This is a genomic window from Streptomyces sp. W16 (assembly GCF_033194735.1).
GTDB lineage: Bacteria > Actinomycetota > Actinomycetes > Streptomycetales > Streptomycetaceae > Streptomyces.
In genome coordinates this window covers 22,048-33,049 of record NZ_JAWOAI010000040.1, presented here as the reverse complement: position 1 = coordinate 33,049, position 11,002 = coordinate 22,048, and the positions used below count along the sequence as shown (strand labels likewise).

At 69.5% G+C, this 11,002-nt stretch carries 9 protein-coding genes; 4 read left to right on the top strand and 5 right to left on the bottom strand.

Annotated features, from left to right (window positions below; translation table 11 throughout):
- On the bottom strand, nt 1-381 hold a 381-nt coding region (locus tag R6V09_RS08150), incomplete at its 3' end, for an aminotransferase class I/II-fold pyridoxal phosphate-dependent enzyme (RefSeq protein ID WP_317880674.1).
- 170 nt (nt 382-551) lie between these two features.
- On the opposite strand from R6V09_RS08150, the gene R6V09_RS08145 reads away from it, so the two are divergent.
- Complete coding sequence (locus tag R6V09_RS08145) at nt 552-1,283, top strand: TetR/AcrR family transcriptional regulator (RefSeq protein WP_317880673.1); 732 nt, start codon at nt 552-554, stop codon at nt 1,281-1,283.
- Nucleotides 1,284-1,308: 25 nt separating this feature from the next.
- Here R6V09_RS08145 and R6V09_RS08140 read toward each other — a convergent pair whose 3' ends face one another.
- Nucleotides 1,309-3,126, bottom strand: coding sequence for an ABC transporter ATP-binding protein (locus R6V09_RS08140; RefSeq protein WP_317880672.1), 1,818 nt, complete (start codon nt 3,124-3,126; stop codon nt 1,309-1,311).
- Nucleotides 3,127-3,270: 144 nt separating this feature from the next.
- On the opposite strand from R6V09_RS08140, the gene R6V09_RS08135 reads away from it, so the two are divergent.
- Nucleotides 3,271-4,299 (top strand): glycoside hydrolase family 43 protein, encoded by a 1,029-nt coding sequence (locus R6V09_RS08135; protein WP_317880671.1) that lies wholly within the window; start codon nt 3,271-3,273, stop codon nt 4,297-4,299.
- An 18-nt stretch (nt 4,300-4,317) separates the two neighbouring features.
- Here R6V09_RS08135 and R6V09_RS08130 read toward each other — a convergent pair whose 3' ends face one another.
- From R6V09_RS08130 to R6V09_RS08120, 3 genes are read right to left on the bottom strand one after another with little or no spacing between them, the layout of a single operon-like run.
- On the bottom strand, nt 4,318-5,148 hold the full coding sequence (locus R6V09_RS08130) for a carbohydrate ABC transporter permease (RefSeq protein WP_317880670.1): 831 nt from the start codon (nt 5,146-5,148) through the stop codon (nt 4,318-4,320).
- 51 nt (nt 5,149-5,199) lie between these two features.
- A complete protein-coding gene (locus tag R6V09_RS08125) occupies nt 5,200-6,195 on the bottom strand; it encodes a carbohydrate ABC transporter permease (protein WP_317880669.1) in 996 nt (331 codons plus the stop codon).
- Nucleotides 6,196-6,204: 9 nt separating this feature from the next.
- Nucleotides 6,205-7,695: an ABC transporter substrate-binding protein gene (locus tag R6V09_RS08120; RefSeq protein WP_317880668.1), complete on the bottom strand. Its 1,491-nt coding sequence runs from the start codon at nt 7,693-7,695 to the stop codon at nt 6,205-6,207.
- A 259-nt stretch (nt 7,696-7,954) separates the two neighbouring features.
- Here R6V09_RS08120 and R6V09_RS08115 point away from each other — a divergent pair, with 259 nt between their 5' ends.
- Both R6V09_RS08115 and R6V09_RS08110 read left to right on the top strand, forming a co-directional pair.
- Nucleotides 7,955-8,992: a LacI family DNA-binding transcriptional regulator gene (locus R6V09_RS08115; protein WP_317880667.1), complete on the top strand. Its 1,038-nt coding sequence runs from the start codon at nt 7,955-7,957 to the stop codon at nt 8,990-8,992.
- Nucleotides 8,989-10,950, top strand: coding sequence for a DUF2264 domain-containing protein (locus R6V09_RS08110; protein ID WP_317880666.1), 1,962 nt, complete (start codon nt 8,989-8,991; stop codon nt 10,948-10,950). Before R6V09_RS08115 ends, R6V09_RS08110 begins: the two co-directional genes overlap by 4 nt.
- Nucleotides 10,951-11,002 lie beyond the last annotated feature (52 nt).

The following is an 11,002-nucleotide window of genomic DNA, read 5'->3' as shown; positions in this document are numbered from 1 at the left end:
CGGCCGCAGCCCGGCGTGCAGCACCGCCTGGGCAGCGCCGCAGAACGTCACGTCCGGCACGAGGACCGCGCCACCGGGCGGCAGCCGCAGTGCACGCAGCGCGAGTTCCAGGGCCGCCGTGCACGAACTCACCGCGACCGCGTGCCCGGCGCCGACGTACGCCGCGAACTCGTGCTCGAAGAGTTCCGTCTCCGGGCCCGTGGTCACCCAGCCGGAAGCGAGCACACGCTGCGCCGCCCGTCGGGCCTCAGGGCTGATCCGAGTCACGGCGAAGGGCACGTCCGGCTCTCCGGCGTGCACGGCGGCCAGGGACACTCCGTCGACGCCGGGCCGGGCGTGACCGACCGGTTCCTGCCGGGGCCTCATCCGGTGGACTGTCATGGCTCGCTCCCCGGTTCCGCGCTGCTGGGGGCGTGACGACGTGCGGGGCAGTCCACACTGCCGTACGTCCGAATGGCGTATATTTACACCGTATACGTACACCTTGCTCCCGTAGGTGCATAGAGTCAACACGAGTGGCACCGGCACGGAACACCAGGTGGAGGCGGGGCATGGCCAAGGAGCGGGCGAGCGCACAGAACAAGGACGACCGGGCCGGGGCGGGTCCGGCGCGCCGGGCCGGCGACCGCGGCCGGTACGGCCGGCTGAGCCGGGAGCGGGTACTGGCCAGCGCCCTGGAGCTGGTCGACCGGGAGGGCCTGTCGGCGCTGAGCATGCGGCGGCTGGGTGCCGAGCTCGGTGTCGAGGCGATGGCGCTGTACCGGTATGCGGCGAGCAAGGACGCCCTGCTGGACGGTTTGGTCGAAGCGCTCTACCTGGAGCTGCAGGAACGCCTCGCCACCGGTGCCGAGGCGCCGAAATGGCGCACCGAGTTGCACCGGATCGCGCTGGCTACGTACGACGTGTGCATGGCCCATCCCCAGGTGGTGCCGCTGCTTGCCACCCGCATGCTGGCCGTTCCGCTGGCCCGGCGCCCGCCGGCCGTGCTGCGGCAGCACGAGAGGGTGATCGCCCTGCTGCGGGACGCCGGGTTCGGCGAGACCCGGTCCGCCGCCGTCTTCCGCGCCTTCACCGCCTGGGTGCTGGGCTATGTGTCGATGGAACTGCAGGCCATGGTCGACAGCCCGGAGGAACAGGATCCCTCGTTCCGTCTCGGCCTGCACCGAATGCCGCCGCAGGAACTCCCCCGGCTGCGGGAGACCGCCGGCGCACTCGCCGAACGGGGAGGACCGAAGGGCCTGACGGACGGGCTGGACGCTCTGCTCGACCGGTTCACCAAGTGACAAGGGCCGCCCACCGGGCCGGAGTTCAGCGCAGGTCGGCGGCGCGCTCCGGACTCTCGTCGAGGAAGCCGCCCGACTGGTGCTGCCACAGCTTCGCGTAGGCGCCCTCGGCCGCCAACAGCTCCTGGTGCGTGCCCTGTTCGATGATCCGGCCGCGGTCGAGGACCACGAGCCGGTCCATGCCGGCGACCGTGCTCAGCCGGTGCGCGACGACGAGTGCCGTCCGCCCCTCCATGAGCCGCCACAGCGCCTCCTGGACGAGGACCTCGCTCTCGGAGTCGAGGGCGCTGGTGGCCTCGTCGAGCAGCAGGATCGGGGCGTCACGCAGGATCGCCCGGGCCAGGGCGACGCGCTGGCGCTGTCCCCCGGAGAGCTTGATCCCGCGCTCCCCCACCATCGTGTCGAAGCCTTCCGGCAGCGCGTCGGCGAACTCGGTGACGTGCGCCGCCTCGGCCGCCCGGCGGACCTCGGCCTCGGTGGCGTCGGGCCGGGCGAACGCGATGTTCTCCCGCAGGGTGCGGTGGAACATCGCCGGGTCCTGCGGTACGTAGGCGATCAGGCCGCGCAGGTCGGCCTGGCGCAGCCTGCTGATGTCCTGACCGCCGATCAGGATGCGGCCGGAGTCGATGTCCGTCATCCGCAGCAGCAGCCGGCTGAGCGTGGTCTTGCCGCCGCCGGACCGGCCCACGAGGCCGATCTTCGTCCCGCTGGGCACGGCCAGTTCGAGCCCGTCGAAGAGGGTGTCGGCGCCCGCGTGGGCGAAGGTCACGTTCTCGAAGCGGACGTCGGCGGCGCGGGAGAGCAGCGGTTCCGGAGTGTCCGGGTCGAGCACGGTGGGCGAGGCCAGCAGCAGTTCGGTGAACTGGGCGGCCTCGGTCATCGAGCTTTCCAGCCGCCGGTAGATCTGGTTGAACTCGAACATGATCCGGGTCGCGTTGGAGTAGTACGTGAAGGCGACCACGACCGCCTCGACACCGTGCTCGCCCCCGCCGAGCGCCACCGCGAGAAGCAGGCCAAGTGCGTTGGTGAGTACGGAGAGTGGCGCGACGAGGGTGTCGATGCGCAGGTTGCCGTAGTCCCAGGAGCGGAGCGTGAGCCGCCTCGACAGTGCGACGCGGGAGCGGTGTTCGGCGGCCTCGCGTTCCTCGGCGGCGAACGCGCGGACCGTGTCCATGTTCATCAGGCTGTCGGCGACATGGCCGGACACCCGGGCGATGGCCTCCTCGCGCTGGTCGACGAGTGCCTGACGGCGCCGGATGAGGGGTGCCACGACCAGGGCGGTGAGCGCGATCATCACCAACAGCCCTACGACGAGCAGCGGTTCGTAGCGCCACAGCACGACCGAGCCGAACAGCAGCGGCACCAGGCTGCCGACGACCTGGAAGGTCATCGTGTCGACGAACTCCTCGAAGCGGGAGGCGAAGCTCAGCACCCGCTTGGTCAGGGATCCGGCGAAGTTCTCGTGGAAGAACGCGGCGTCCTTGGCGAACAGTTCGTCCATGCCGATCACATACAGGTGCTCGATGCCGAGCGCGTCCAGCCGGTTCAGACAGTGCAGCCCGAGCCGCCACAACACCTCTGCGAACAGCAGGACTCCGGCGAATCCGAGGACGTACGGCAGTGTCGTGCCGACGCTGATGCCCGCGTCGCCGGCGATACGGCCGACGAGCTTGGCGACGATCAGCGGCGCGATGTAGTTGATGCCGATGTTGCCCACCGCGGGCAGCAGTGTGGCGGGCGCGGTCCACCGGCGGAGCCGGGCCAACTCCCGGCCGTAGTAACGAAGAGCGAGCAACACCGAGCCCCTGCGCGACCCGGCCTCGCGCGATTCAGGCGATCCCATCTTCCACCCCGTGAAGTCGTACGGCAGCCCGGTGAAAGGGCAGGCCGGAAGTGGCAGTGTCCCGCGCCGACGCCCGTGCGGTCCAAGCGTTTTTCCCCCAACAGCTGTGATGCGCACGGGGTTCGCGGGCCCTACGGTGACACCATGGCGACCGATGCACCGAGTGGGCCGATGCGGCTTCCCGACATGCCGTTGCACGATCCGTTCGTCGTCGCCGACGACGCGACCCGCACCTATCACCTCTATACGTCCAACGACCCTTCGGTGTCGGGCGTGGAGGGCGTCGGTACGATGGTCTACCGCAGCCGTGACCTGCACGACTGGACGCGCCCCAAAGTGGTTTTCCTGGCGACGGAACAGACCAAGCTGTGGGCGAGCGACGGTGGTTGGGCACCGGAGGTGCACGCATGGGACGGCAGGTACCACCTGTTCACCACGCTGCACGACGAGAACAGCCCGCTCGCGGTGCCACCGACCGGCCGGTGGGGAACGCCGTTCCAGCTCGCGAACCACCGGCGCGGCACCATCACGGCCGTGTCCGATTCCCTGCTGGGCCCCTTCACTTCGGTCGACCCCGCGCGCCCCACCCCGCCCGAACACCTCATGACCCTGGACGGCACGCTGTACGTCGACCCGTCCGGGCAGCCGTGGATGGTGTACGCGCACGAGTGGCTGCAGACCGTGGACGGCACGATGGAGGCGATCCGGCTGGCCCCGGACCTGACCGGGACGATCGGAGACCCCGTCTTCCTCTTCAAGGCCTCGGACGCGCCCTGGATCGGCGAGGAGATCCCCGCCGGTGTACCGCACCAACTCCCGCCCTACGTCACGGACGGACCACAGTTGTACCGCACCCCCGACGGGTCGCTGCTCATGCTGTGGTCGACGTACGAGAAGAACGTGCTCGGCGCGGACGGCACCCTCACCGGTGGCTACGTCCAGACCTGCGCCGTCTCCAAGTCCGGGGAGATCAAGGGGCCTTGGCAGCAACAGCGACCGCTGCTCCGGAACGACAGCGGTCACGGCATGCTGTTCCACACGTTCGAGGGGCAGTTGACGATGATCCTCCACCGCCCGTTCGAGAACGCGCGCGGCAAGCTGTACGAGATGGAGATCGTCGGCCACGAACTGCGGGTGCTGCGGCAGCGCGTCGACCTGGACGGTGGCGGATGACACGGAGGCCGTTCCTCGCTACTGCTTGACCGCGCCCGCCAGCCCGTTGATGAAGAACCGCTGCAGCACGACGAAGATCAGGACGATGGGCAGCAGCGTGATGACCGACCCCGCGCACACCAGGGTCCACGCGGTGGAGTTCTGGCCGATGAAGTTGAACATGCCCACCGACAGGGTGTGCAGTTCGGGGCGGGAGAGGGTGAAGACCAGCGGGATGAAGAAGCTGTTCCAGGCGTTGATGCAGGCGAACAGGCCGACGGTCGCCAGCATCGGTCCGGACAGCGGGAGCATGATCCGCCAGAAGATCTGGTGGAAGTTCGCGCCGTCCACGCGGGCCGCGTCCTCAAGGCCCCGGTCGATCGTCGTGAAGTAGCCCATGAAGAGGAAGGTCCCGAAGACCATCCCGCCCGCCGACTGGACGATGACCACCGACCAGAGGGTGTTGAGGAGATGGAGCCGCTGGATCAGGTCGAAGACGGGGATGATCGTGTAGCCGTGCGGCAGGAAGAGCGTCACCCCGACCAGGCCCAGCCAGATCTTCTTGCCGGGGAAGTCGGTGCGGGCCAGGACGTAGCCCGCCATGGAGGTGGCGAGCAGCGTCACGATGACCGTGCCGGTCGCGAACAGGACCGTGTTGACGAAGAACCGGCTGAAGTCCGCCTGTGTCCAGGCCTCGCTGTAGTTGGACCAGTGGAACTCGGACGGGATCGGGTTGAGCCCGCCGGAGAAGAAGCCGTCGGTGCTCTTGAGCGAACTGCCGAGCGCCCACAGGAACGGGTAGAGCCAGATGAGGCCGCCGCCGAGCAGTGCGAGGTAGAGCAGCCCGCGTCGGCCTTGGCGCAGGCTCAACCACGTTCGCGGGCGAGGACGTTGGGACAGTGTGGACATCGACGTGACCCTTTACTGGTTGGCGGCCGTGCGCCGTCGGCTGATCCCGCGCAGGGCGAGGACCTGCAGCGCGGAGAAGACGATGAGCAGCAGCCCGTAGAGGAACGAGGCGGCGGAGGCCAGGCCGATGTCGGGCTGGGCGGCGGCGCCGGCCGAGCCGCCGAAGGCCAGGTGGTAGATGTAGGTGTTGACGACCTCGGTGGCGAAGTACGGGCCGCCGCCGGTGAGGACCTGCACCAGGTCGAAGACCTGGAAGCTGCCGATGAAGGCCAACACCACGATGACGACGCCGACTTGGCGCAGCATCGGAATGGTGATGCGGAAGAAGGACTGCACCGGACCGCAGCCGTCGAGCTTCGCCGCCTCGTACAACTCGGCCGGGATGGTCTGCAGTCCGGCGAGGAAGTAGACGAGGTTGTAACCGAGGGTGTGCCAGATGCCGATCGCGATGATCACGGCCAGGGCGGTGTGCGGGTCGCCGAGCCAGTCGATGTGCCCGTCGGTCATTCCGGTCTTGGCGAGCAGACTCCCCGCCGAGTCACCGAAGTTGGCGAGCATGAGCTGGATGACGACTCCGACGACCGCGGCCGAGGTGACGACCGGGATGAAGTAGACGGTCCGGAAGAACAGCGCGAACTTGAGCTTCGGGTTGTTCAGCACCAGCGCGAGCGCCAAGGCCAGGAGGAGTTGCACCGGGACGAGCACGAAGGCGTAGACGAAGGTGTGCCCGACCGCGCCCCAGAAGATGCTGTCGTGCAGGATCTGCCGGAAGTTGGCCAGGCCCACGTAGTCACCGGGCGCGCCGATGCCGTTCCAGCGGTAGAAGGTGTAGCCGAAGGAGGCGAAGATCGGGTACACCACAAAGGCCAGCAGGAGTACGGCCATTGGGGCGAGATAGAGGTACGACCACTTGGCGGCGCGGATGCGGCGGCCGAGGCCGGGGTGGGCGGCGGCGGGTGGTGGCGTCGGGGACGCTCGCCTGCGCTCGCAGGTGTCGAGGAGTGACATGGTGACGGCTCACGCCTTCTTCTTCGTGGTGTACGGCTTGGTCGGGTCCCAGTCCGCGAAGACGTAGTCGGACATGCTGACCTTCTTGCCCTGCTTGGCCACCGCGGCGACCGCTTCGGACTGGAGCTGGAACTTCTTGTCGGCGAGGCTGGTCAACGCACCCTGGATGTCCTTGATTTGACCGGTGTAGATACCGGTCACCACATCGCTGATGTCCGGCTTGGGGACGCTGGGCGCGACGCCTGCCAGTTCCGGGTTGCGTACGAGGGGCACCGGACCGCGCAGCACCTGCTCGGTCATGCCGATGAAGGCGGCGAAGGGCTTGGAGTCGATACCGTCCGGGTTGTTGTTCGCGGGGTGGGCCGAGACACCGTTGAGGTCCTCGACCCAGCGTCGTCCGGCGGCGGGGGACGTCAGCGCGTCGAGCCACTGGAACGCCTCGTGGGCCTTCTTGCTCTTGGCGGAGACCGCGGCGAAGGTGCCGTTGCCGACCGGGTCGGCGTAGTAGTAGCCCTTCGGTGTCGTGGTGGGCGAGGGCAGGGTGACCAGGCTGTAGTCGGTGAACTTGTGCTGGGTCCACTCGGGTTGGTTCCACACGCCCCCGACGGTCATGCCGAACTTGCCGCGCTCGAAGAACGCGCGGGCCGCTTCGTCGGACAGGCTCACGGAGTTGGGGTGGAAGAAGCCGCGCTTCTTCCATTCGACGAACAGCTCCAGGAAGTCGGAGTACGCACGGTCGGTGCCGAACGTCCACTTGCCGACGCGGTAGTCCATGCCGGTGCCGGGCACGGTGGGGGCGCCGCCCGGTGCGCCGGCGCCGCGCACGAACAGGTCCAGCCACCAGGCGAGGACACCGATGCCGTCGGCGTTGCCGAAGCCGAGGCCGTACGACTTGCCGCCGCTCTTCTTGGTGATCGTCTGGGCCGCGCTGGTGACTTCGTCCCAGGTGCGGGGCAGCTTCACGCTCCCGTCGGGGTTCGTCAGCCCGGCGGACTTGAAGACGCCGTGGTGGACGTAGAGCTGCAGCTGCGGGCCCGAGCCCTTGAGCGGGGCCGAATAGACCTTGCCGTCAAAGACGTTGGCGCCTTCCAGGAAGGTGCCCTCGGGAAAGCGCGACTGCCATGCCGGGGTCGCCCACTCGTCGAGCGGGTGCAGCCAGCCCTTGGCGACCTGCTCGGCGACGCTGGGGACCTGCGGGATCATGAAGACGTCCGGCGGGTTGCCGCTGCGGTTGGCGAGCGCGACCAAGTCCGGGTACTTGGCGTTCTGTTGGGTGGTCTTCTTGACCCCGACCCCGCTGTGGCCCTTCTCGAAGAGCTCGATCTCCTTGTCGACCCAGGGGGCTTGGGTGACGTACCAGTCCCAGTAGGTGAGCGCGTCCGCCGACGAGGAGGGGGAGCCGGAGCCGCACGCGCTCAGGCCGCCGCCCAGGGCGAGGGTGCCGGCGCCGAGTGCGGCGGTGCGCAGGAGGCCGCGTCTTGAGACGTTCGACGAAGTCATCTGGTGTTCCTCCGAGGCATGTAACGTTCACTTAACCGGTTACAGGAACTGGGACGTTATGGGGACGACTCACAGCCGTCAAGAGGTTTGACAATGCTGGGGAAACTCCGACAGGCACCTGCACCCGGGCCGTAGAGAATCCCTCGCCAGTTGTGTAACTTTTTCATCGGTGTTACTTACATCGGCTGTTCACCGTGGCGAGGAGAAGCAGAGCATGGCTCAAGGTCGGGGTTCCGCAGGTCGGGCGACGATCCGTGACGTGGCATCGCGTGCGGGCGTGTCCGTCGCCACCGTCTCGCGGATTCTCAGCGGGGCGTACACCGCTCCCCCGGCGACGCACGAGCGGGTCATGCAGGCCGTGCAGGACCTCGACTACGTGGTCAACGCCAACGCCCGTTCCCTGAACACCGCTTCGGGGATGGTGGCGATGGTGGTCAACGACATCACCTCGCCGTTCTTCATGAACGTCGCCTCCGGAGTGGAGGAACAGGCCGTCGCCGACGGCCGGGTCTGCCTCGTCTGTTCCACCCAGGGCGTCCCGGAGCGCGAGCTGTCGGTGATCGACCTGATGCGCCAGCGCGGCGCGGAGGCGGTCATTCTGGTCGGCGGCATGGCCGAGACCGAGGAGCACCTCGCCCAACTCACGGCCGCCGCCGAGGGGTTGGACCGGGCGGGCGCCCGCTTGGTGCTCTGCGCCCGGCCGTGGAAGGGCGGCGCCAAGGCGCCGGTGGACGTGGTGGAGTGCGACATGGAGAGCGGCGCCTTCGCCGCCACCAGCCACCTGCTCTCCGCCGGTCACACCCGGGTCGCCCACCTGGCGGGCCCGCACGAGTTCAGCGTGGCGGGCCAGCGCCTCGAAGGGTACGAACGAGCCCTGCGCGCACACGGCGTCAAGCCCGACCCGGCGCTCGTCGCCGAGAGCGACATGACCCGCGAGTCCGGCTACGAGGCGGCCTGCCGCCTCCTGACCGACACCGACGCCACCGCGATCTTCTGCGCCAGCGACATGAGCGCCGCCGGTGCCATCGCCGCCGCCCGCGACCTGGGCCGTTCGGTCCCCGACGACCTCTCCGTGGTCGGCTTCGACGACATCCCGCTCGCCGAGGACCTCTACCCCCGGCTGACCACGGTGCACGTCCCCCAGCAGGAGCTCGGCCGCTCCGCGACCCGCCTCGCCCTGCACCGCCGCCCCATGGATCCGCCGAGCCGCCGTGTGGTGCTCGGCTCGCACGTCGTCGTACGGCAGTCGGTGGCGCCCCCGGCCCGCCTCAACACCCTTGGAAAGGTGGACAGTTGATACCGGAGGACCGGCTCCTCTCCCCGTACACCGGCTGGACGCGCACGCACTGGGAGGCGCTGGCCGACGCGCAGTTGACCGCCGTCCGCCCCTACGCCACCGACCGGCACGCTCTGCTCCACCTGCCCGGCCCCGCCAGCCGCAACGGCCAACACAGCGACGGCCTCGAAGGCTTCGCCCGCACCTTCCTGCTCGCCGGCTTCCGCCTGGCCCACTCCGGCGACAACGACCCTGGCGATCACGCCGGTTGGTACGCCGAGGGCCTGACCGCAGGCACCGACCCGCACTCCCCCGAGCGCTGGCCGAGCATGCGCGAGTGCGGGCAGGCCAAGGTGGAGTGCGCGTCGGTGGCGATCGCGCTGCACGAGACCCGGCGCTGGATCTGGGACCGACTGGACGACGGTGTACGGCAACGGATCGTCGCCTGGATGACGGACCTGCTCGGCAGCGAGGTCCCCGACAACAACTGGGTCTGGTTCAGGGCGATCACCTCGGCGTTCCTGCGCTCGGTCGGCGCCCCGTGGAGCGCACCCGACATCGACCACGCGATCGCGCGGACGGAGTCCTGGTACGCGGGTGACGGCTGGTACTCCGACGGCGGCGGCACGGGCGGCCCGCTCCGGCACTTCGACTACTACTCGGGCTGGGCGATGCACTACTACCCGCTCTGGTACTGCCGTATCTCCGGCGCCGACGCGGACCCCGCACTGCTCCCCCGCTACCGCGCCCGGCTGCGCCGCTACCTGGACGACGCCCAGCACCTGGTGGCGGCCGACGGCGCCCCGCTGTACCAGGGCCGCTCCCTGACGTACCGCTACGCGATGCTCTGCCCGCTGTGGGCAGGCGCCGTCTTCGACGCCACTCCCCTGCCGGCGGGCCGTACCCGCCGCCTCGCGAGCGGGGTCCTGCGGCACTTCACCGAGGCAGGCTGCTTCGACGGGCGCGGGCTCCAACCACTGGGCTGGCAAGGGGAGTTCACGGCGATCAGGCAGCCGTACTCGGGTCCCGGCTCACCGTACTGGTCGAGCAAGGGCTTCGCCGGGCTGGTGTTGTCGGCGGAACACCCGGTGTGGACGGAGAAGGAGGAGACGCTGCCGATCGAAACCCGGGACGTACGGCGGACGTTGACCGCTCCGGGGTGGCTCGTCTCCGGCACGGCCGCGGACGGGATCGTACGCGTCGTCAACCATGGCAGCGACCACGCCTTCGGCGACGGCACCGTCCCCGAGGCGGACGACCCGGTCTACAGCCGCCTCGCCTACGCCTCCCACACCGCCCCCGACAGCACGGCGGCGAGCTTGAACGACCCGCTCGACTCACACATCGCGCTGCTCGACTCCGACGAACGGCCGTCCCACCGCCGTCCGTTGACCCGGCTGCACCTCGGCGTGCGTACCGCGGTCTCCCGCCATCGCGCGCACTGGCCGCTCGGCCCGGTGCCCGCCCCGTACGCCCACGACCCGGCGCCCGCCTTCCGTACCGGTCCATGGATCACGACGGCGTCCGTGCTGAACGGGGCGCTGGAGGTACGGCTCGCGCGGGTCGACGGACCGGTGCGGGAGCCGTTGCGGCTGCGGGTCGGCGGTTACTGCCTGGCCGCAACCGAGCCGCCGGGCATGCATCTGGAGTCCCAGCCGGCCGCATGGGTGGGCAGCCCAACCGGCGTGTCCAGCACGGTGGTCGGGCTGCGCGGTTTCGACGAGGCGGGCATCGCCACCGCGCGGGACGCCAACGCCTTCGGGTCGCACTCGGCGACACCCTGGCTCGCCACGACGGCGGAGGTCCAACTGGGCACGGTCTACGCCGCGTTGGTCTGTCTCTCCGGGGTGGTCGCGGGTCCGGGTGCCGCCGAAGCCGTACGGCTGGAGGTCTGTTACGACGGTGACGGCACCGCCCTCGCGGCTGTCACATGGCCCGACGGCACCCAGGACAACGTCCGCTTGGAGCGGCCGAGTTGATGAGCGGGACGGCGTGGGACGCGGGCTGTCAGGGGCCCACGCCCCACACCGC

What these genes read in the sequence shown, in the direction of transcription:
- R6V09_RS08125 (WP_317880669.1), bottom strand. Translation starts at nt 6,195, where the DNA reads ATGTCACTCCTCGACACCTGCGAGCGCAGGCGAGCGTCCCCGACGCCA.
- R6V09_RS08135 (WP_317880671.1), top strand. Translation starts at nt 3,271, where the DNA reads ATGGCGACCGATGCACCGAGTGGGCCGATGCGGCTTCCCGACATGCCG.
- R6V09_RS08140 (WP_317880672.1), bottom strand. Translation starts at nt 3,126, where the DNA reads ATGGGATCGCCTGAATCGCGCGAGGCCGGGTCGCGCAGGGGCTCGGTG.
- R6V09_RS08120 (WP_317880668.1), bottom strand. Translation starts at nt 7,695, where the DNA reads ATGACTTCGTCGAACGTCTCAAGACGCGGCCTCCTGCGCACCGCCGCA.
- R6V09_RS08145 (WP_317880673.1), top strand. Translation starts at nt 552, where the DNA reads ATGGCCAAGGAGCGGGCGAGCGCACAGAACAAGGACGACCGGGCCGGG.